General features: G+C 70.4%; 19 protein-coding genes and 1 pseudogene. 5 read left to right on the plus strand and 15 right to left on the minus strand.

All coding sequences use genetic code 11. The features are described 5' to 3' along the window. Positions 1-2 precede the first annotated feature (2 nt). Genes AB0B33_RS38785 through AB0B33_RS38795 form a run of 3 tightly spaced genes read right to left on the minus strand, consistent with a single transcriptional unit; the run spans position 3 to position 2,384 of the window. The gene (locus AB0B33_RS38785) at positions 3-1,064 is read right to left on the minus strand and encodes a thiamine-phosphate kinase (RefSeq protein WP_360781428.1); all 1,062 of its coding nucleotides are present in this window, start codon (positions 1,062-1,064) and stop codon (positions 3-5) included. Beyond that, on the minus strand, positions 1,048-1,659 hold the full coding sequence (gene dcd, locus AB0B33_RS38790) for a dCTP deaminase (protein WP_360781430.1): 612 nt from the start codon (positions 1,657-1,659) through the stop codon (positions 1,048-1,050). Before dcd ends, AB0B33_RS38785 begins: the two co-directional genes overlap by 17 nt. After that, entirely contained in the window at positions 1,641-2,384 is a 744-nt protein-coding gene (locus tag AB0B33_RS38795; protein ID WP_360781432.1) for a hypothetical protein, read from the minus strand. Before AB0B33_RS38795 ends, dcd begins: the two co-directional genes overlap by 19 nt. A gap of 345 nt (positions 2,385-2,729) precedes the next feature. On the opposite strand from AB0B33_RS38795, the gene AB0B33_RS38800 reads away from it, so the two are divergent. Beyond that, a complete protein-coding gene (locus AB0B33_RS38800; protein ID WP_360781434.1) occupies positions 2,730-3,776 on the plus strand; it encodes a hypothetical protein in 1,047 nt (348 codons plus the stop codon). Positions 3,777-3,928: 152 nt separating this feature from the next. Here the strand turns inward: AB0B33_RS38800 and AB0B33_RS38805 are convergent, their stop codons facing one another. Further along, positions 3,929-5,143, minus strand: a complete 1,215-nt coding sequence (locus AB0B33_RS38805) for a helix-turn-helix domain-containing protein (RefSeq protein WP_360781488.1) — start codon at positions 5,141-5,143, stop codon at positions 3,929-3,931. Between the two features lie 182 nt (positions 5,144-5,325). Here AB0B33_RS38805 and AB0B33_RS38810 point away from each other — a divergent pair, with 182 nt between their 5' ends. Both AB0B33_RS38810 and AB0B33_RS38815 read left to right on the plus strand, forming a co-directional pair. Further along, entirely contained in the window at positions 5,326-6,582 is a 1,257-nt protein-coding gene (locus tag AB0B33_RS38810; protein WP_360781436.1) for a bifunctional glycosyltransferase family 2/GtrA family protein, read from the plus strand. Beyond that, positions 6,582-8,414, plus strand: coding sequence for a glycosyltransferase family 39 protein (locus tag AB0B33_RS38815; RefSeq protein WP_360781438.1), 1,833 nt, complete (start codon positions 6,582-6,584; stop codon positions 8,412-8,414). The genes AB0B33_RS38810 and AB0B33_RS38815 overlap by 1 nt, the downstream gene beginning before the upstream one ends. Positions 8,415-8,480: 66 nt before the next feature. Here the strand turns inward: AB0B33_RS38815 and AB0B33_RS38820 are convergent, their stop codons facing one another. Then, on the minus strand, positions 8,481-9,254 hold the full coding sequence (locus AB0B33_RS38820; RefSeq protein WP_360781440.1) for a hypothetical protein: 774 nt from the start codon (positions 9,252-9,254) through the stop codon (positions 8,481-8,483). 131 nt (positions 9,255-9,385) lie between these two features. Then, complete coding sequence (locus tag AB0B33_RS38825; protein WP_360781442.1) at positions 9,386-9,811, minus strand: nuclear transport factor 2 family protein; 426 nt, start codon at positions 9,809-9,811, stop codon at positions 9,386-9,388. Between the two features lie 89 nt (positions 9,812-9,900). On the opposite strand from AB0B33_RS38825, the gene AB0B33_RS38830 reads away from it, so the two are divergent. Continuing rightward, a complete protein-coding gene (locus AB0B33_RS38830; RefSeq protein ID WP_360781444.1) occupies positions 9,901-10,635 on the plus strand; it encodes a hypothetical protein in 735 nt (244 codons plus the stop codon). Here the strand turns inward: AB0B33_RS38830 and AB0B33_RS38835 are convergent. Both AB0B33_RS38835 and AB0B33_RS38840 read right to left on the minus strand, forming a co-directional pair. Continuing rightward, positions 10,623-10,934 carry an AfsR/SARP family transcriptional regulator gene (locus tag AB0B33_RS38835; protein WP_360781446.1) on the minus strand — a complete coding sequence of 104 codons (312 nt, stop codon included), beginning with the start codon at positions 10,932-10,934 and terminating at the stop codon, positions 10,623-10,625. The two genes, AB0B33_RS38830 and AB0B33_RS38835, sit on opposite strands and share 13 nt — an antisense overlap. 128 nt (positions 10,935-11,062) lie before the next feature. After that, positions 11,063-11,410, minus strand: a pseudogene (locus AB0B33_RS38840) (winged helix-turn-helix domain-containing protein); the annotation flags it as partial. A gap of 113 nt (positions 11,411-11,523) precedes the next feature. On the opposite strand from AB0B33_RS38840, the gene AB0B33_RS38845 reads away from it, so the two are divergent. Next, on the plus strand, positions 11,524-12,234 hold the full coding sequence (locus AB0B33_RS38845; RefSeq protein ID WP_360781448.1) for a serine/threonine protein phosphatase: 711 nt from the start codon (positions 11,524-11,526) through the stop codon (positions 12,232-12,234). Between the two features lie 2 nt (positions 12,235-12,236). Here the strand turns inward: AB0B33_RS38845 and AB0B33_RS38850 are convergent, their stop codons facing one another. The 7 genes from AB0B33_RS38850 to AB0B33_RS38880 all read right to left on the minus strand — a co-directional run bounded on the left by AB0B33_RS38850 (position 12,237) and on the right by AB0B33_RS38880 (position 20,848). Continuing rightward, positions 12,237-12,716 carry a DUF2127 domain-containing protein gene (locus tag AB0B33_RS38850; protein WP_247020560.1) on the minus strand — a complete coding sequence of 160 codons (480 nt, stop codon included), beginning with the start codon at positions 12,714-12,716 and terminating at the stop codon, positions 12,237-12,239. Between the two features lie 47 nt (positions 12,717-12,763). Further along, positions 12,764-15,112, minus strand: coding sequence for a GH92 family glycosyl hydrolase (locus tag AB0B33_RS38855; protein ID WP_360781450.1), 2,349 nt, complete (start codon positions 15,110-15,112; stop codon positions 12,764-12,766). 64 nt (positions 15,113-15,176) lie between these two features. Beyond that, a complete protein-coding gene (locus tag AB0B33_RS38860; RefSeq protein ID WP_360781452.1) occupies positions 15,177-15,848 on the minus strand; it encodes a hypothetical protein in 672 nt (223 codons plus the stop codon). A 296-nt stretch (positions 15,849-16,144) separates the two neighbouring features. Beyond that, positions 16,145-17,593, minus strand: coding sequence for an amidohydrolase family protein (locus tag AB0B33_RS38865; protein ID WP_360781454.1), 1,449 nt, complete (start codon positions 17,591-17,593; stop codon positions 16,145-16,147). Between the two features lie 179 nt (positions 17,594-17,772). Then, the gene (locus AB0B33_RS38870; RefSeq protein WP_360781456.1) at positions 17,773-19,335 is read right to left on the minus strand and encodes an ABC transporter permease; all 1,563 of its coding nucleotides are present in this window, start codon (positions 19,333-19,335) and stop codon (positions 17,773-17,775) included. Further along, positions 19,332-20,231, minus strand: coding sequence for an ABC transporter ATP-binding protein (locus tag AB0B33_RS38875; RefSeq protein WP_360781458.1), 900 nt, complete (start codon positions 20,229-20,231; stop codon positions 19,332-19,334). The genes AB0B33_RS38870 and AB0B33_RS38875 overlap by 4 nt, the downstream gene beginning before the upstream one ends. Before the next feature lie 2 nt (positions 20,232-20,233). After that, on the minus strand, positions 20,234-20,848 hold the full coding sequence (locus AB0B33_RS38880) for a TetR family transcriptional regulator (RefSeq protein ID WP_247020549.1): 615 nt from the start codon (positions 20,846-20,848) through the stop codon (positions 20,234-20,236). Between the last annotated feature and the right edge of the window lie 172 nt (positions 20,849-21,020).

Genomic DNA, 21,020 nt, shown 5'->3' on the forward strand with positions numbered 1-21,020 from the left:
GTTCACCCCCGGGGAGCTCCCAGCATGGCAGTGATCAAATGCGTGAGGTTGTCGCCGTGCCAGGAGCTGTCCGAGAAGCGTTCTTGCGCTATCCCGCGCCACGGACGAGCGGCGGGGCCGACCGTGATCCTCCGGTCGGCCGTGAAGACGCCGATCTCCTGGGCCACGATCCCCTCCGCGCGCAGCGCCTTCGTGGCCAAGTCGACGTCCTCGGCCCGGGCCACGGCGACGAGACTCCAGTCACCCCACGTCTGGGCGAGGTCGAAAGGCAGGAACCCGCTCTGCCGCGCCACTTCGGCCACCGGCTCGTCCAGTTCGTACTCCCCGGTGACCGCGGCACCCAGGCCATTGGCCTCGCAAAGGGCTCGCACGGTGGCGAACAGACCGTCCGAGACGTCCATCGCCGCCTGTGCGAGCCCGGCCGCGGCCAGCACTTGCCCCGCCTTGAGCTGGGCAGTGGGCCGGCAAGCACGGCGCCGGACTTCGTCCCGGGCCGGTTCCGGGAGCGTCGCACGACCGTCGTGCAGCAAAGCTGCGGCCCAGAGGTAGCCGGGGGAACCCACCAGCAGCAGGCGGTCCCCGGCGCACGCCCCTGATCGGCGGAGCCTGCTGCCCGGCGCGCACCGCCCGATCGCCGTCGCCGTCAGCTGCATGGGTTCACCGTCACGGGTGTCACCCCCGGCGATCCTGGTGCCGTGCTCCGCACAGCAGTCGTCGACACCGTCGAGGAGCCGTTCGAAGTCACGCACCGTGGTTTTCTTCGACAGGGTGTAGGCGGCGACGAGACCGAGCGGCTCGGCACCCGTCGCGGCCAGGTCGGACAGGTTGATCGTCGCCAGCAGCCAGCCCGCGTGGTAGAGGTCGGGCTCGCCCATGAGTTCGACGACCACGGGGGTCGGGCAGCTGTCGGTGGTGGCCACGAGTTCGCTCGGCGAGCAAAGTGCGGCGAGCAGGGCGCTGTCGTCCCCGAAGCCCTCCACACCGTCGTAGCGCGGCCGCAGGACGTACTCCTGTATCCCGCGTTCGCCCAGGTCGCCCAGACGTGGCTCAGTGGTGCCGGACATGATCCGCCAATCGCGACGCGACGACAGCTTGGTCGTTCGAATAGTTGTGTGGCATCGCCCCGTAGGGTTGCTCACTCCCCGTCGAAGCGAACAGCATCAGGTTGCAGATCCGCGCACCGGGGTACAGCAGAACCGGATGCCGCAGGTGGTTCACGATCTCCAAGGTCAGCACCGCACCACCGTCCTGACCGAAGCCCGGACTCACTTGGCCGCAGAGCACGACCCCCACCCCGAGCCGCGCGTAGTCGCTGGTTCCGTCCACCAAGCCGGCGAGGTTCCTGGACAACCCGATCCGTTCCCGCGTCGGGGCGAGCACCAGTTCACCCGGCTCGACCACGAGCCTCCCGCCGTCGTCGAGCCTCTTGGGCACCAGATCCGGGTGAGTAGCACGATCGGCCACGTCGACCGGCCCCTTGCTGCGCAGGCTGAACGCCTCGGCGCCCAGGCGGAGGCTGATCGAAGCGGGCCGGACCAGTCCAGGGTCGAAGGGGTCGACGAACAGTTCACCGCTCGCGAGCGAGCGACGGATGGCGCGATCGGTCAGCACTCCCCGCTGCTTGGCACGCGAACGCCACCTCAACAGCGGGACGAGCATTCGCGGACCTCGGTGACGACCGCACTCACCAGCTGCCGGAAATCTTCCGCGGACAGCGGGCGGTTGGGCTGGTCCCCGGTCTCCCCCGGCGGACGGAACACGGTGGTGGTCGACGTGCGGTGCGGACCTTGGACGACGACCGTCGCGGTCAAGCGCTCGCCCAGCGGCTCGGCGGTGTGGACGATGTCGGTGCCGCAGGCGTAGACCCCGCCCCGTGACAGCCCCGGCGCCGTCGCGTCGACCAGCCGGGTGGCACCGTCGGCGACGAGCAGCGCGGGGTCGGCCGGGTTCGTGCCGTAGAGGTGGCGGGTGAACGGCTCTCCCCCTTCCGTGACTTCGAGGTACTCCGCCATGAGGATGCCTTGTCCCGCGATCAGCGTGGACGCGAACTCCCAGCGATGGCTGTGCGGGTTCGTCTCACCTCGTCTCGGCGCCTCCGACGCCGGCCACACGTGCATGCGGATCTTGAACTCCGGATCGATCGAGGTGTGCAAGACCAGTTTGGCGAAGCCGTTCGGGTGCCAATACGAGCGCGCCACGATTCCCCGGACTGAGTCGGCATCGCACGCCGTCTCCGCCAGCCAGCGCACGAAGCCTGCCGGGGCTTCACCCACCGTTCCGGCCGCCGTGGCCAGGCTGCGGAGGCCGACCTCACCTCGTCCCACCGAAGCAGCAAGATCGGCGATGAACCCGGAGCCACCGGCACCGTGCGAGAACGCACTCATGGGCGACGCTCCGTCTCCAGTTTTCGCCCCCCGCGCACTCCGGCGGCGACCGATACCGGGGCGGAGGCAACCGACCGGCCTGCGATCAGCGTGATCAGCCCATGAGAGCGCGGCATGGAACATCACCACCCGAACGGAGTGTCGCAGCAGTCGTCATACCACTTCCCCATGCTCACTCTCTCAGCGCGACGAGTCGCAGATGTCCGCCCATGGTAACCGGCTTGGTTCGGTCACCCCCGCATTCCTCAGCCCGAACACAGCCACGATTATTTCGTCAAGCAGCCATCAGAGTGGACATCGGCCATCCTCGAAACGGACGGTCAGCAACGACGGGGAGAGGCCGAAATGACGACACGCCACCAGAAGACCCGAGCCGGATCAGAAACTCCTCCCGACCGCAGGACCGCACGTCTGCTCCGCGGGCTGCGCCGGGATCCCGAGCAACTCATCATCCTCGTCGCGGCCGCGACAGTAGCGGTGCTCGGCGCGACCGACACGGTGAACGACGTCAAGACGCTCCTCGCCGCCACCCTGGCAACTCTGGCCATACTGGGCTTCTCACTGTTCAAGCAAGCCATGCGTCAAGAGGACAACGACCGGCGAGTCGTCGAATTGGCCCGATCAGTGGATCTGGTCGAAAAGGGAGTCGGCGAAGTCGGACACGCGCTGACGTTCAGGCCGTCCGTCGGCGAACTGACGACCCTCGCCTCCAGGCAGAAGGCTTTCGAAGCCGCTATGACGACCGCGGACATGTGGCAGTTCCGCGGAGGCACCGGAACGTTCACCCGCGCCTGGACCTTGCCGCAGCTCGCCGCGCGGGCCCGCGAAAGCAGCACGGGCACCCACTGGCGGATACAACTGCAGATCCTGGATCCGCAGAACACGACGCGTTGCCGGGAGTACGCGGAATACCGCGCCAAGCTGTCCCGCCGGCCGGAGAACAAGGGATCGGCCATGTGGACGACCGAGTTCGTGCAGACGAGCTGCCTCGCCACCATATTCGCCGCCGAGTGGCACCAGCAACACGAGTTCCTGACCGTCGAAATACGGTTGAGGTCGGAATTTTCGACATTGCGGCACGACATCTCGCCCGACTCGGTCATCATCACTAACGAGGACAGCCAGTTCCCCGCTCTGCACATCCGCCGGCAGGGCGGCGCCTCTGCCCTTTACCACGCATACCGCGCGGACTTCGACCTCAGCTTCTCGTCTCTCAAGCCGGAGTTGAAGGTGAAGAGCGACGTGCGGGTTCCCGCGGACAAGGGCCAAGTCACCGAGGACGACGTCTTCCGGGTACTCCGTGACGTGGGCATCGCGGAACAGTCCCTCGATCGACTTCCGCTCGCGTCGATCCGCGAACTCGCGTTGAACCCGACCAACCCCTACCACTGACTCCGTCCACGCACAGCAACCGCACCCGACCGCGCACCACACCGCGCGGCGCGGCCCCTCAGCCGAACCTCTTCAGCGGCGAGCGTCCAGAAGAGCACAATGACGTTCCCGCCGGAAAAGGCGAAGAAGCCGCGCCCACAATGCGACATTCTCTATTCTGAAGCCGCGGGTGGATGAAAAGGTGGTGCGGTGAACGCCAGCGCGGCCGCCCGCAGGGCGGTGACGGCGTCGAGGGTCATCCAGATGGGGAAGTCGCCGCTGCCCCAGGCCCAGAGTCCGATATCGGGTTCGTAGCGTTCCCAGAGCGAATCGAGCGCGCGGTTCAGCCGGACGGCCGGGACCCGGGGCGCCTCGGCCAGCGCTTGCACGACCCACGCGGACGTGAAGTGCTTGATGTTGACCCGGACGGTTTCCCGGCCGGGTTGCGGCAACGCCAGGTCTTCCATGACGCCGTCGTCCGGGTGCGTCCGGTCGACGAGCCACTGCGTCGCCACTTCGACCGCGTCCCGGACGTCGGCGCGGTCTGCCCCCGTACGCAGCAGGTCACGCAACGCCACGACGGCGCGCGCGGTGTGCGCTGTGGACGGTTCCGGGGCCACCAGCCCGGGTTCTTTCTTCTCGCCCCACAGGAGGACGCCGTCGAAGTCCAGCCGGGCGGTGAGGAGGTCGTCCGTCAGCCGGCGGGTCAGCGGAGCGCCGGGGCCGATCCGGGCCGACGTGCGCAACGCGGTGGCGAGCAGGAAGGGCCGGGTGCGGCTGTAGTCGTCGAGCGAGTTCTCGAGGTGCTGCAAACCCTCTTCGGCGGACAGGACGGTACTGGCCCGGCACAGCGCGTCCACCACCGCCGCGGTGACCTCGGGGCGGCGTCCGGCGGACCGACCTTGCCACCCGAAGTCGGACCGCTTGGCGTAGAGGCGCTCGACGACCGGACGTAGGTCGATGTAGGCGGAGCCCAACACGGCCAACGCGCTGATCCCGTACGCGGTGGCGAGCGTGGTCTGCTCGTTGTCCTGCTGGAGGTTGTGCCGCCAGCCGACCGCACGGCCGTTCTCGTCGCGGATCAAGTGCCCGACGAGGCTCTGTCCCGCCCGCCGGAAGACCTCGAGCAGCGAGCCGCGCGTCGACAGGAGCGCGCCGCCCGCAGGAGCGGGCGACCGAGCCGCTTCGACCATCTGGACCAGGGCGTTCGCCGCCCGGAAGTGGTCGTCGAGCAGCCTGGCGTTCTCCACCGACGGGAGGTAGCGCCCGGTTTCCCACTGCGTCAGGTTCGCCCGGCTCACGCCGATGATCCGGGCGACGTCGGCCTGGGTCAGGCCGGCTGCCTTGCGCAACCGGCGCAGCTCCGTGCCCACCGCTTCGATGGTCAGCGCTACCACTCAGTATCCATCGGCGGCGGCACATGGCGGCATGACGCCCAGCGTATCTGACGTTCTCACGGTCGGGACGTTGGTCAGCGGCGCCGGGTTCGAGGACACGCTCAGCTTCGGCGCACAGCAACCGCACAGAGAGATCACACGGTCGCCAAAGCGGCGGCCGCGACCGTAGGGGCATGACAGCCACCGCCCCCGCACCGCGGCCCGGGACCGTGCCGGTCGATCTGGCCGGTCCGCAGCCCGTTCTCGACGTCGTCATCCCGGTCTACAACGAAGAGGCCGACCTCGAACCGTGCATCCGACGGCTGCACGCGCACCTGGCCGAACACGTCTCCTACCCGTACCGGATCACCGTCGCCGACAACGCGAGCACCGACGCGACGCTGCAGGTGGCCGAACGACTGGCCCGCGAGTTCCCCGAGGTGGCCGTCCACCACCTCGACGAGAAGGGCCGCGGCCGCGCGCTCAACGCCGTCTGGCGGGCTTCCGACGCCGCTGTCCTCGCCTACATGGACGTCGACCTCTCCACCGATCTCGCCGCGCTCGGGCCGCTCGTCGCGCCCCTGCTCTCCGGGCACTCGGACCTCGCCATCGGCAGCAGGCTCGCCCGGGGGGCGCGAGTGGTGCGCGGGCCGAAGCGCGAGTTCATTTCCCGCTGCTACAACCTGATCCTCCGCTCGACGCTGGCCGCGAAGTTCAGCGACGCGCAGTGCGGGTTCAAGGCGATCCGCGCCGACGTCGCCCGCGAGCTGCTGCCGCACGTCGTCGACACCGGCTGGTTCTTCGACACCGAGCTGCTCGTCCTGGCGCAGCGCGCCGGGCTGCGGATCCACGAGGTGCCGGTCGACTGGGTCGACGACCCGGACTCGTCGGTCAACATCGTCAAGACCGCCACCGAGGACCTCAAGGGCATCGCCCGCGTCACGAAGGCCACCTTCACCGGCGAGATCCCGATCAGCAAGCTGCGCGAGCAACTCGGCCGCCAGCCGATCGGCGTGGACGCGCCCGGCGTGCCGCCACGACTGGTGACGCAGCTCGTGCGGTTCGCCGCGATCGGCGTCAGCAGCACGCTCGCCTACCTCGTGCTGTTCCTGGTGCTGCGGACCGTCGTCGGCGCGCAGGCCGCGAACTTCGCCTCGCTGCTGGTGACGGCGATCGGCAACACCGCGCTGAACCGGCGCCTCACGTTCGGCATCCGCGGCCGCACCGGTGCCGGGCGCCACCAGTTCGAAGGGCTGATCGTGTTCGGCCTCGGCCTGGCGCTGACGAGCGGGGCGCTGGCCCTGCTCAACGGCTCCACCACACCCGGCCTCGTCCTGGAGATCACCGTGCTCGTGCTGGCGAACCTCGCCGCCACGGTGCTCCGCTTCCTGCTCCTGCGCGGCTGGGTCTTCAACCCGCGCCGCCAGGCCGCCACCCAGAAGGAGTTCTGATGACCGCCGTCCTGTCCGACCCCGTGACGCGGGAACCGCGCCACCGCAAGGACTCCGTGGCGCAGGCGCCACCGCGCTGGGTCCGCCCGGCGGTGTTCGGGCTGCTGGCCGCGACCGCGGTGCTGTACTTCTGGAACCTGACCGCGTCCGGCTACGGCAACTCCTTCTACGCGGCGGCCGTGCAGTCCGGGACGCAGAGCTGGAAGGCGTGGCTGTTCGGGTCGCTCGACTCGGGCAACGTGCTGACCGTCGACAAGCCGCCGGCCGCGTTGTGGGTCGGCACGGCGTTCGCGCGGATCTTCGGGTTCTCGAGCTTCACCGTGCTGGCGCCGCAGGCCCTGATGGGCGTCGCGTCCGTCGGGATCCTGTACCTCGCGGTGAAGCGGACCGCGGGCCCGGTCGCCGGGCTGCTGGCGGGCGCGATGCTCGCGGTGACGCCGGTGGCGGCGCTGATGTTCCGGTTCAACAACCCGGACGCGCTGCTCGTCCTGCTCATGGTCGCGGGAGCCTACTTCGTCGTGCGCGCCACGGAAAAGGCGAGCCCGGTGTGGCTCGCGCTGGCCGGTGCCGCGATCGGGTTCGGCTTCCTGACGAAGATGATGCAGGCGTTCCTGGTGCTGCCGGCGTTCGGGCTGGCGTACCTGCTCGCGGCGCCGACGTCGCTCGGCAAGCGGCTGCTGCACCTGGGCGGCGCGGTCGTCGCGCTGGTCGTCTCGGCGGGCTGGTTCATCGCGCTGGTCGAGCTGTGGCCGGCGTCGTCGCGGCCGTACATCGGCGGGTCCGAAGGGGACAGCCTGCTCGAACTCGCGTTGGGCTACAACGGATTGGGCCGCATCTTCGGCGGCGAGGGCAACGGTGGCACGGGCGGCGGCGGGATGGGCGGCAACACCGGGTTCGGCGGGTCGACGGGCCTCTTCCGGATGTTCGGCGCCAGCTTCGGCACGGAGATCTCGTGGCTGCTGCCCGCGGCGCTGATCGGGCTGGTCGCCGGGCTGTGGTTCACGCGGCGAGCGCCGCGCACCGACCGGACGCGGCTGGCGCTGGTCCTGTGGGGCGGCTGGCTGGTCGTGACGGCGCTGGTGTTCAGCTTCATGAGCGGCACGGTCCACCCGTACTACTCGGTGGCGCTCGCGCCGGCGATCGCCGGGCTGGTCGCGATCTCGGGCCGCGCGCTGTGGCAGGGCCGGGCCAACCCGGGCCCGCGGGCGACGCTCGCCGGCATGGTCGTCGCGACGGCGGTGTGGTCGTTCATCCTGCTCGACCGGACGCCGGACTGGTTCCCGGCGCTGAAGTGGGCCGTCGCGGTGCTGGGTGTGGTGGTCGGCACGGTGCTGGTGATGGGCGCGCCCGCGTCGCGCCGGCTGGTCACCGTCGTGGCGGCGGCGCTGGTCCTGACCATCGGGGTGTCGTCGGCGGCGTACGGAGTCGAGACGGCGTCGGTGGCCCACACCGGTTCGATCCCGACGTCCGGCCCGACGTCGAGCAGCTTCGGCGGCGGCGGCGAGGACTCTTCGTCGAGCACGATCGGTTCCCTGCTTTCCCAGACGACGACCAAGTGGGCGGCGGCGACGACCGGTTCGCAGAGCGCGGCGTCGCTGGAACTGGCCAGCGGCAAGGCGGTGATCGGCATCGGCGGCTGGAGCGGCTCGGACCCGGCCCCGACGCTGGCCGAGTTCAAGGCGTACGTGGCGGCGGGCGAGGTCAAGTACTACATCGAGGGTGGTCGGGGCGGCGGACCCGGCGGGGGCTCGTCGGAGATCACGGACTGGGTGACGGCGACCTTCACCGCCACCACGGTCGACGGCCAGACGGTGTACGACCTGCAGAGCTGACAGAGCTGACAGGTGCGAGGCCCGGGTTCCCTTTCAGGGGGTCCGGGCCTCAGTCCGCCTCCGCACTCAAGAGATCGCTCGCACGTCCTGCACCTCGGTCTTGCAGTAGACACCCTGGACAACGCTGGTCTTGACGACGGCTTCGAACTTTCCGGAGCGCGGCCACCGACGGAGCAGCTTCGACTCGTCGAGCATTTCCGCCGCGGCAGCGGTGCCGTAACCCCAGCATCCCGCGAGAATGACGATCTCCGCGGATCCGGGCGCCAGCGGATTCGCCGATCGCACGATCAGACCGTAGTCCTCGACCGGGTCGCCGGTATCCGGGTCGGGGGCCGGAGAGAACTCTTCGCCTGCGCGGTTGTCCCGGAGTGGGGTCGCTTGATCCGGACGAGCCTCACCAAACCCGTAAGAAATCCGGTCGCCCAGGGCTTTCAGCATGGTCTTGGTGACCGTGTTCCCGTCCGGACCACCGATCAGGACGAGGTCGGACATCAGATCGTGCGGCGGCAACTCCTTCGCCTCGATGATCCGCCCGGTGAACCCGAGCCGCCGGAGCTGTGACTCGACCTCGACCAGCGCCAGGATGTCGCCCTTGCCGACCATTCCCGTCTTCTCCCATCGGCGGAGGGCTTCCGCATCCGGCGCCCCCAACACGATGAACGGCTGGCGACTGCCCATCGCCCGCCAGAACCGGCGCGCGCGGAACAGCTTCACTCTTCTGACTACTCGCGTGACCGCCCACACCAGTGCTCCACCGATCGCGGCGGCGATCAAGTTGCTCGAAATATCGGGGAAGGCGGTGGTCAACCAGCCGGCTACGCTCGATTCAGTCAGTACCATTCGGGGCCATCCTCACCTTGGTGAGCTCGGTCTCCCCCGGGGTCGCGATGCGCTGACCACTTGTTACCCGTGAGTCATCGCGTCAGGCGCCTCGCGGCGGATTCCCTCCGAATGGAGCACCCCCAGGCGGCTCAACGCTTGGGCCGCAGGTGGTGGCTGATGTCGCCGACCAGGTCCACCGTCGCGCGGCGCTCGGTGAAGTGCCAGCCGGTCTCCGCCTTCGTGAACCGGTCCGCGTAACGCCCGGCCGCGATCGTCTGCAGCGGTAACCCCGGAACCGCCTGCAGCACCGTGAAGTACGCGCTCGACGCGGCCGTCGAGCCGGTCACTTCCCAAGCCACGTTCGTGGTCACGTGCTTGGTCCGCGGAGTCCCATCGTCGTACACGATCACCGTCTCGCGCAGCATTCGCTCCACCGCCGCCGCGCCTCGCAACGTGCCGCCGCTGCCCGTGAACTCCCCTGAGGAGAACAGCTCGCCCACCGCGGTGAAATCGCCTGCGTCGACCAGGGCCGCGTACGAAAAGATCAAGTTCGCAAGCGCCCGGTGGTCGTCCACGGAAACGATCTTACAGAGAAAATATGGAAACCTTCCGTAGCTTGGCCGGTGAACGGCGGCAGGGGACCGCCGGGCAGGGGGTGCACCACATGGACCGACGAAGGCTGCTCAAGATCGGCGTTGCCACCGTTGCCGGGGCCACGCTGCTGCAAGGAACCGCGGCCGCGGACACCGGGCTTCCGCCGGTGCCGGGCATGCTCGGGGACCGGCGGGCCAACGAACTCTGGTACCAGCTCGACGAAATCGCGCTGTACCACCCGGCACAGGACGTCCAGGACGCCTACGCCGTGCTCTTCCCCTTCATCCAGCAGAACGCGCCCGAGGGCCTGTACGAAAAGTGGCGGGCACTGAGCCTGGAACCGGGCTACCCCGGCAACTACGCCGAGTTCGTCAAGCCCGTCGAACAGCCGCTGCGGACGCTCTCGAAACTCCAGCTCGGCAACTTCGACCGCTTCTACCGCGGCGACGGCGAGGGCCTCACCCGCGCCTTCGCCGCCTTCGGGCAGGGGGTGCTCTTCGACCCGCGGCGGGCGCCCGTCGAGTCGGAGGTGCACACCATGGACGGCGATCCGCCGAACGGGTACCACTTCTGGCACGCCGTGCAGCGCGCGCAGATGGTCCTCGACATCGACCGGCGGCGGTGGGCCGCGCTCGATCCGCTGCTCGGGTTCGCCTGGGCGCTGCAGTCGATCGCGAAACCCGACCACCGGCACGTCAATCCCGGGCTGCCCCGTGACCAGGTCCGCGCACTGGCGCGCTACTGGCTGTCGCGCTCGCCGCGGCAGCTCGACCTGGACTTCCGGTCGGCGCCCTACCCCGCCTGAACGTCGAGCACCCGCTGGTAGGCCGCCCGCAGCGCCGGGCCCGGCTCGATGCCGAGGCGCTCGGCCAGCAGCCGGCGGCCGCGGTGGTAGACCTCGATCGCGTCCGCCTGGCGGCCGCTCGCGCAGAGCCCGGCCATGAGCAGGGCCCTGGCGCGTTCGCGCAGCGGGTGCTCGACGACGAGCGCGGTGGCGTCGGGGACCGCCCGCAGGTGGTCGCCCGACGCCACTTCCGCGGCGATCCGGCCCTCCAGGACCGCCAGGCGCAGCTCTTCGAAACGCGCCGACTCCCCCGCGCGCAACGGTTCGGCGACGCCACATGCTTGCGGGGGTTCCGAGTGGCGGAGCCCCCGGCCCGGGGCGAAGCCCCGGATGGCGCGGCGAGCACCGGGCCACGCCAGAGCTCCAGCGCGGCGCGAAACGCCTTCGCCGCGCGGACCGCCCGCAGGTCGCCGTGGCCGGCGTCGGCCAGCCGTGCGAACTCCTCGGCGTCGATCGTGCCGCCCGGGGTCAGCAGGTAGCCGCCGCCCGTGCGGACGAGCCGGGCGGGCCGGCCGAGCGCGTTCCGCAGCCGGGAGACGTACGTGCACACCTGCGCGTCCACCGTCGAGGGCCGCTCGGCCTCCCACAGCAGCGAAATCAGCCGTTCGTCGGGCACCACCCGGCCGCGCGCCAGCAGCAACGCCGCCAGCAGCGTCCGCGGCTCGCGCCCGCCGAGCACCGCCGGGTGGCCGTCGGCGCGCGACACCGCCAGCGGCCCGAGTATCCGGAACTCCATGCCCCCACCCCGTTCCCACGGTAAGCGGACCTACACCGCGAGCACAGGAAAGTCTCAGACGGCCCACAGGTTCGGCGCGGATCATGGTGGTCAGAGGGGATGAGGAGGCCGCGATGATCACCACACGTCCGGGGTTCCCGCGCTGGCACACCGCGAGCGCGCAGGGCCCCCGCTCGCTCAACGCCGACGCCGTCGGGGCGTACGCCGCCGCCGGCGGGCCCGGCGTCGTCTTCGCGCTCGCCGACGGGGTCGGTGACGATCCCGCCGCCGCACGCGCGGCCCGCGCCGCCGCCGCGGCCGCCGCGCGGACTCCCGTCCACAAAGGACCGGTCGAGGCCGTGCTCGCCGCGCAGCGCGCCGTGCGCGAGCAGACCGGCGGGGACGCCGTGCTCGTCGTCGCGATGCCCGCCGCGCACGGCGGCTACCGCATCGCCTGGGTCGGCGACACCCGCGCGTACGCCTGGGACGGCACCACGCTCTCGCGGCTGACCACCGACCACACGCTCGCCGAGTACTTCCGCGCCCGCCACCAGCCGGTGACCCCGCGGATGGAGCACGTGGTCACGACCAGCGTCCGCACCGCCGAACCGCACGAAATCGGCACGGCCGAGACCACGAGCGCGGGCCTGCTGCTGACCAGCGACGGCATCCACAAGCCGCTCGCCGGCGCCGGCATCCGCGCCGTGCTGGCCCGGCCGGGCACGGGCGCCACCGAACTCGTCGAGGCGGCGCTGGCCCACGGCGGCTCGGACAACGCGACCGCCATCTACGTCGAACCCCTGGAGGCCGACAGCACGACGGTGCGATTTCCCGTCGCCGCGTGACGCTACTCAGCCCGCTTCAACTGCCGGTACTCGCGCAGCACCAGGACGATGATCACGACGTCGAGCGCGGCGAAGAACGGGAGCGCGATCGAGTGGGTGTGCACGGCCCGGAAGATCTCGTAGACCACGAAGGCGGCGAGGATGACCGCGGCCACCGGGTACGCGCGGACGATCTTCCGGGCCAGCGCCCACACGAGGCCGAGCTTGATGAGCCCGTGGGCGAGCAGGTAGGCGACGGCGAACGTCTTGGTGTCGCCGTTGAGGAAGTTCTCCGTCGCCGACTCGAGGTGCCGCGCGAGCGTGCCCGACGGGTCGCCGAGCAGGTCCCGCGTGATCACGGCGTGGGTGAACCCGCTCACGGCCGACGCCGGGATGAAGGCGAGGACCAGGGCCCCGACGACCTGCAGAGCGCCGTCGAGGCCCTTGATCGCGATGGCGACCCGGAAGAACTTCTCGGTCGCCGTGGTCTTCGCTTCCGTCATGCTCCCAGCTCAGCACAAACCGCAGGTCACCGCACCTGGGACGAGCCTCACAAGGCGGGCGGAACGGACGCCGTGCCCCAGGTGGTCGGGGTGTCGCTCAGCGAGAACCGGATCTTGCCCGCGCGGAGCAGGTCAGCGTGGGAGATCCAGGCGCGGTCGTAACCGCGCGACCCGATCCGGACGTCCTTTGTGTACTGCAGCTTAGCCGCGCTCGCGCCGGGCGCCTCGATCTCGATCTTGCGGCCGCCGGCCGGGCGGATCTCGACCTTCTCGAACATCGGTGTGCTGAGCAGGTACGTCCCGGAGCCGGGCTGGGCTTCGAAGACACCGGTCATGCCGAAGACGAGCCACGACGAGATGGTGCCGAGGTCGTCGTTGCCGGGCATGCCGTACGGCGTGTCGATGAAGAGCGTCCGCGCCGCGCGCAGCACGGCCGACGTCTTCCACGGCGCGCCCGTCCAGCTGTACATCCAGGGGGCGTGCAGGTCGGGCTCGTTGTTCGGGTTGAAGGCGAAGTTGTTGTGGTAGTCGTACGCGCCGTGGACCCAGGAGTCCTTGGCGGCCTTCGCCGGGTCGGCCAGCAGCAGCGGGATGTCGAAGAAGGTGTCGAGCCGCTTCTCCGCCTGCGCCGGGCCGCCCATCAGACCGAACAGCTTCGCCGGGTCCTGCTGCGCGAGCCACTGGTACTGCCACGGCGTGCCCTCGTGGAAGCCGGTCGACTGCGCCGGGTCGGGGTTGCCGACGCCGGTGCCGTCCGCGGCCTTGGTGCGCGGGAAGCCGGTGAAGCCGTGGGATTCGACGCCGGTGTCCCAGAGTTTGGCGAAGTTGCCGCAGCGGTTCTTGAGCGTCTCGGCCTTGTCCCCGTACCCGAGTCCTTGCGCCATTGTGGACAGTGCGCAGTCGGCGAGGGCGTATTCGAGGGTCGCCGAGCCGGCCTGGCGGGTGTCGCCGTAGGTGTAGCCGGGGAGGTCCTGGTACCCGATCCAGCCGTTCTTCACGTAGGACGGATTGCCGTCGCGACCGCGGAAGACCGACTGGTCCTCCGGCACTTCGTTGGCGTTGCGCCACAAGGCGTCGAAGAGCTGCCGCGCGGTCTTGTCGTCGAGGATGCCGCGGCGGTAGTTGTCGACCACCCACGGCGTGACGGGGTCGCCGCTCATCACGTTCGTCTCGCCGCCGCCCAGCGCCCAGCGCGGGACCCAGCCGCCGTCCTGGTAGACCTTGAGGACGGACTTGGTCATGTCCGCGGCCTTGTCCGGGTGCAGGAGCGCGACGAGCTGGTTCTGCGAGCGGTAGGTGTCCCAGAGCGAGAACATCTGGTAGTACGTGTCGCGGCTGCGGTGCACGGCGTCGTCGAAGCCGCGGTAGGAACCGTCCACATCGGACCCGACGGACGGGTGCAGCAGCGACCGGTACAGCGCGCTGTAGTAGGTGCGCTGGTCGGCGGTCGTCCCGCCGGCGACGCGCATCCGGTTCAGCTCGCCGGCCCAGGTGTCGTGAGCTTGCTTTTCGGCTTTGTCGAACGACTTGGGCTGCTCGGTCTTGCGGTTCAGCCGGGCGCCGTCGATCGAGGTGTACGACAGCCCGACGGAGGCGCCGACCTGGTTCTTTTCGGTGCCGAAGGTGAGCCAGGCGCCGGTCCGCTGGCTCCCCAGCTTCGCGTCGCGCTGGTTCGGCGTCAGCTTGCCGTCGGTCCAGGTGCCGAAGCTCGTGAACTTTCGGTCGAACTTGGCGCTGAAGAAGACCTTGTAGCGCTCTTTCTGGGTCTCCCAGCAGAAGTTGCCGCCCTGCAGCCAGCCTTCGACGGTGTCGTCGCCGACGACGTGGACGTCACCGGCGTAGGTGTAGCCGTTGCTCTCGCCGACCTCGATGAGGACGTTCTGGCTCGCGCCGGAAGGGAAGGTGTAGCGGTGCTGACCTGTGCGCTGGGTGGCGGTCAGCTCGGCTTCGACGCCGTTGCCGAGCTTGACGCCGTAGTACCCGGGGCTGCGGGTTTCGTCCGCGTGGCTGAACTTGGCGCCGTACTGCGCGGGATCGCTGCTGGTCACGGCCCCGGTGGTGGGCATGAAGCGGAAGTTGCCCATGGTCTGGCAGCCGACGCCGGAGAGGTGGGTGTGGCTGAAGCCGAGGGTGGTGTCCTGGGCGTAGTCGTAGGACGCGTACTTCTTGAGCTGGGTGTCCGGGCTGAGCTGCACCATCCCGAAGGGGGTGGTGGCGCCCGGGAAGGTGGTGCCGTCCCCGTTGTTGCCGATCGAGGTGTCGACGAGCGTGGTGGGATCGTCGGCGAACCTGGGCCCGCCTTGGGCGCCGGCGGGGGTCGCGAGGGCCACCGTGGTGGCGCCGGCGAGCAGGGTGGCGAGGACGCGCGTCCCCCGCTTTGGGATGCCACGTCTCATCCGTTTCCTCCTGACAACGTTGTCACATACACCGTGTGATCTTTTCCGTTGTCCGGTGGACAAATCAACCCCCGAAGGTGAACTTCGTCTTGTCCGTCCGTTCGGAGGTCCCCGCGGCGGTTTCGGCCACGACGTCGACGAGTCCGGGGTACCCGGCCGGCCGGTCCGGCACGGCCACGACGGCCTGCGTCGTGCTCGGCGGACCGATCCGGGTCGCGGGCAAGGTCCCGAAGAGGATGGTCGCGTCCATGAGCCCGGTTCCGGTCACCGTCACCGCACCGCTCGCCGAGGTACCGGGGTCGATGCCGCTGACGACCGGTGCCGCCGGGGCGCCGGGACCACCACCCGGCCCGGTGCCCGGCAGGTTCTGCGCGTCGATCGCCGTCTGCGCGGTGCGGGAACCGAAGTAGAACCCGATGACCAGGCTCAGCACGGTCAGTACTGAGGCGACGATCGTCTTGCGCAGGTCCGGCGCGTCGTCGGCGGCCGAAAAGACGGTGACGCCGAGCGCGGCGGCGACCAGCGCGACTATGAGGTAGGCGATCGTCGTACGGGCGGAGTTCACGGTGCTCCGCGGGCGGGCGATCAACCGCAGGACGGCGATCAGGTCTTCGCGGCGGATTTTGCCGCTCTTCAGCCAGTCGGTGAGCTCCTTCCGCCATTTGACGGCCTTGACGAGGTCGTAGCACAGGGGAACGAAAGCCGCGACGAGGATGATGACGACGAGTACCCCCACCAGCCACACCGCGGTCGTACCCGAGACGGAGATCAAGCCGGTGGCAGGCTTCGAAACGGAAGCCGGCGGCGTGGTCTGCGCCGGCACGAGGTGCAGACTCTCCCTGAAATGCGCCATCATCCCACCACCTGTTCTCGGAACGAGACACAAATGGTGCGACCGAAAAGGGGCTGCGCGCGGACGGACGGCCGAATCGGATCGATTTCTTCACCCGACCGGAATTTCGGCCGGGATTTGCCCGCGCCGCACTACGCCGGTCCGGGAAATTCCCGCCGTGCTCCCTATTCGTTCCCCGCTCAGATCTGGTGCGTCACGTGGCCGCCGAGGATGGTGGCCGTCACCGGGAGGTTTCTCAAGTCGGACGGCGACAGCGTCGACGGGTCCGTCGCCGTCACCATCAGGTCCGCGAGGTCGCCCACCGCCACGCCGCGCCGGCCGCCGGACGAGGAAGCCAGGGCCTCGGCGAACGGGATCGACTGTTCCGGGTGCCACGGTGGCCTGTCGTCGTCCGTGCGGGCGACCGCCGAAGCTATTCCGTCCCACGGGTCGAGGGGCGCCACCGGGGCGTCCGAGCCGAACTCCAGGCGGGCGCCCGATTCCAGCAGCGAACGGTAGGGGTACGCGCGTGAAGTCCGGCCGTGCCAATGGCGGTCCGCCACGTCCCGGTCGTCCGGCTGGTGGGCGGGCTGGATCGACGCCACCAGGCCCAAAGCCGCGAACCGGGGGACGTCGGCCGGCGAGAGCAGCTGGGCGTGCTCGATGCGGCCCGGGCAGCCGACCTCCTCGAACGCGTCCAACGCGATCGTGTTCGCGTGGTCGCCGATCGCGTGGACCGCCGGGAGCAAACCGTGGTCGAAAGCGCGCTGCATCAACGGGACCAGCGAATCCGGCGGCAGTTCCAGCGAGCCCGGGGAATCGCTGCCCGGGTACGGTTCGTGGCAGTAGGCCGTGCGCGTGTTGAGGGAACCGTCCACGAAGAGCTTGAACGGGCCGACCGTGAGGAGCCCGCCGGAATCCGGGAGGACGTCGCCCGTGCGGTGGCCGCGCTCGATGGTCTGGTCCAGCAGGTGCTTCGCGATCACGCACGAGATCCGCGTCGACGGCTTGGCCCGGCGGGTCCAGTCCGCCACCGTGTCCGCGAACTCGTAGTCGACGATCTGCGTCACCCCGCGGGCGGCCGCCGCGGCGAGGGCTTCCGCCACCCACTCGTCCTGGGTGTCGATCGCCGCCGTCGGGAGCTGGGCCGTCGCGCTCATGCAGTCGGCTTCCAGCAGGACGCCCGTCGGGTGGTCGCGGCCGATCAGCTTCAGCGCCGCCGGGCTCAGCCACAGCGTGTGCAGGTCCGCGCTGAACAACGCGACCGCGCGGCCGGGCAGCGCGCGCTGCAGCATGTCCTTGTGCGGCAGGTCCGGCCACAGCCCGTCGCGGAAGCCCGCGCCCACCACCAGTTCCGACTGCGCGGCCGGCGTCGCCAGCAGGTGCGCCAGCAGCAGCTCGATCGCCTCCGCCGCCGACCGGGCCGCGCCCAAGGGGATGCGACGGCGGGACGTCGCCCACTGCACGACGTGGACGTGCGCGTCCACCAGACCCGGCAGCAGCGTGCCGCCGTGGCCGTCGACCACCCGCGCGGCGAACCCGGGCGCCCCCGGCTCGGTGATCGCCGTGACGCGGCCGTCGTTCACCCGGACGTCCGCGAGCTCGCCGCCGAGCCCGGGGCGCACGCGGCGCAGCAGGAGATCATCCATGCCGCTTACCTTGCCAGCCGGACCCGTCCGGGTGAAGCACGGCTTGAGATGGGAAATATCCGGGTACCAGCTACCGTTGACACAGATGGCAGCCGTCGCCCGCCGAAGGGTCAGGGCCGGTCCATGGGCGCCGCCTTCACAAGCCGCGCAGGGTTCGACTCCCTCGGTTGCCGCCGAGCTCACCCCACCGGGATGTCCCGGCGTCGCAAGGCGATCAGCCCGAGCGCGCCGGCCGCCGCCGCGATCAGGACCAGCCACAGGACCGGGGTCACGGAGAACGCCCCACCCGGCAACCGGGCCAGGTGCTGGAACGGTGAAATCCCCAGCACGACGTCGTTCCACCGCAACGCCGTCCCCACCAGCGACAGCAGCAGGAACGCGCCCAGCAGCCCCCACGCCGCCGCCGCGAAGCGCGGGACGAACCCGATCAACGCCGCCGCCAGACCCGCGAGCACCCACACCGCCGGCAGCTGCGCCAGCGCCGCCGGAACCAGTGACGCGCCCGTTCCGTACGCCAACCCGGTCGCGAGTCCCGTGACCGCCAGCAGGACCGCCGAGCCGGCCAGGGCGATCAGCCAGTGCGCCGACGCCCAGCCGAGCCGTCCGACCGCCGTCGCCAGCACCGGCTCCGCGCGGCCCGCCGCCTCCTCGGCACGCGGCTTCAGCGTCGCCTGCACCGCGTAACCCGCCGCCGCGAGGCCGAACAGCGTCATCGTGCCCGCCAGGTACGCGTCGGTCACCGCGCCCCCGCCACCCATGCGGGAGAGCACGTCCGCGACGGCCCGGTTGTCGCGCATCATGTCCGCGACGTTCTGCGCGACCCCGCCCATCAGCAGCCCGATCAGCGCGAGGCAGCCGGTCCAGACCACGAGCGTCCCCCGCTGCAGCCGCCAGGCCAGCGCCCACGGCGAGCGCAGGGACGCCTTCGCCGTCGCCCGCCCGGGCCGCGCTGGAAGCAGCGCCGCGCCGAGATCACGGCGTGCCGACAGCAGGACCGCGGTCCCGAAGAACACGGCGGTCGCGAGGACGCCCACCGCGAGCACCCACCACTGTTCCCCCGCGAAGGGCCGCAGCCGGTGCGCCCAGCCGATCGGCGACAGCCACGCGAGCCAGGACGCCGAGCCGCTGCTGTCGCCCGCCGCGCGCAGCAGGAACGCCAGGACGAGCCCGCCGATCCCGATGCCCCGCGCGCCGCTCGCACCCCAGGTGAGCTGCGCCGCGACCGCCCCGGCGCCGGCGAACACCCAGCCGGACGAGGTGAACCCGAGTCCCAGCGCCAGCGCGCCGGCGACGGGAACCCCCTGCGCGGCCAGACCGGCCGCCACGACCAAGCCGTACACCAGGCACGCGCCGCAGGCCGCGAGCACCGCCGCCGCCAGCCCGGCGTGCCGCCCGACGGCGGTCGCGCCGGTCAGCTCGCGGCGTCCGGCCTCCTCTTCGGCCCGGGTGTGCCGGACGACGGTGAGCAACGCGACCAGCCCGACCACGACCGGGACGAACCCGCACTGCCAGGCCAGCAGGTTCCCGGCCGACGAGCCGTAGAGCGGGCCGTTGCGGACCACGAACGTCGCGCTGGACGCGTTGAGGTCGTAGAAGTGCTGCCGCGACGCCGCGTCCGGGTACGCCGCCTCGATCGAGGACAGGTAGCCCAGCGGCGCGGCCGCGAGGCAGACGATCCACAACGGCATGAGCAGCCGGTCGCGGCGCAGCACCACCCGCAGCAGCGCCCAGGTCCCGGTCATCGCGCCGCTCCGACCGGCTCGTAGTGGCGCAGGAACAGCTCCTCGAGCGTCGGCGGGCGGCTGACGAGGTTCCGCAGCCCGGCCTCGGCCAGGTGCCGCATGACGTCGTCCAGCGCCGCCTGGTCGACCGAGAGGTGGACGTGCGAGCCGTACGAGCTCAGGTCGTGCACGCCCGGCAGCGACCCCAGGTCCGCGGGCACGCGCACGAGCGACGCGTCGATCGTGATCCGGCCCAGGTGCCGCAGCTCGTCCAGGGTCCCCGACTCGACGGTGCGGCCGGCGCGGATGATCGTGACGCGGTCGCACAGCGCCTCGACCTCGGACAGGATGTGCGACGAGAGCAGCACCGTCCGGTCGCCGCGTCCGCGCTCCTCTTCGACGACCTGCCGGAAGACCTCTTCCATCAGCGGGTCGAGCCCGGACGTCGGCTCGTCGAACACCAGCAGCTCCACATCGGACGCCAGCGCCGCGACGAGCGCGACCTTCTGCCGGTTGCCCTTCGAGTACGTGCGGCCCTTCTTGCGCGGGTCGAGGTCGAACCGCTCGACGAGTTCCGCGCGCCGCTTGACGTCGAGCCCGCCGCGCAGCCGGCCGAGCAGGTCGATGACTTCGCCGCCGGTGAGGTTGGGCCACAGCGTGACGTCACCGGGGACGTACGCGAGCCGCCGGTGCAGCCGCGTCGCGTCCGTCCAGGGGTCGCCGCCGAGCAGGGTGGCGCGGCCGCCGTCGGCCCGCATCAGCCCCAGCAGGACGCGGATCGTGGTGGTCTTGCCCGCGCCGTTGGGCCCGAGGAAGCCGTGCACCTCGCCGGTGTGCACGGTCAGGTCGAGCCCGTCGAGGGCTTTCGCCGTGCCGAACGCCTTGGTGAGGCCATCGGCGGTGATCGCTTCGGCCATCGTCATTCCTTCCTCCGGTACGCGGCCAGCGCTTCGCGGGCCTTTTCGAGGACTTCGGTGGTGGCGAGCGGGTTCAGGAACAGGTGGCCGGCGGCGGCCGACATCCGCAGCATCGCCTCGTTCGTGCCCGGTTCCTCGCCGAGCGCGCGGGCGACGTGGTCCTGCAGGATCATCAGCCCGCCGGTCATCGCGGCGAGGGCGGCGGCGACACCCCGCGGGTCGGGCATGTCCATGCCCTGCTCGCGGAAGTAGCTCTCGGTGCCGTCGACGATCTCGACGAACTGCGCGGCCGCGGCTTCGGAGCCGTCGATCATCGCGCGGCCCATGTACCGCCGGAACAGCAGCTGGCGGGCGTCGAACGTCGGGAGGAACCCCGGGTTCGCGGCCCCCTTCGCCAGCACCTCCTCCTTGAACTTCACCAGCTCGTCGAAGACGTGCGCGTCGCACGCCTCGCGCAGGCCGTCCTTCGAGCCGAAGTGGTGGCGGATGAGCCCGCCCGACACCCCGGCTTCCTCGGCGATGTCCAGGATCGACGTCTTCTCCATGCCGCGTTCGGTGAACAGCCGGATGGCGGCGTCGCGGATCCGGGCCCGCGCGGTGAGGTCTTCGGTGCTCATGCTCGTCCTATACGTGCGTGTAGTCGACTACACGCCAACATAGCCCCTTATACGCGCATATAGCAAGAGCGTTCCTTTCACCGGAAAGCACGGCTTCGGGTTGCCGCCTAACCGGTCAGCCCATTAGGCCATTCGGCTCGCAACCAATTGCGGTCTTTGGGCTAACTGTCTT

Source organism: Amycolatopsis sp. NPDC049159, from assembly GCF_040648295.1.
GTDB lineage: Bacteria > Actinomycetota > Actinomycetes > Mycobacteriales > Pseudonocardiaceae > Amycolatopsis > Amycolatopsis pretoriensis_A.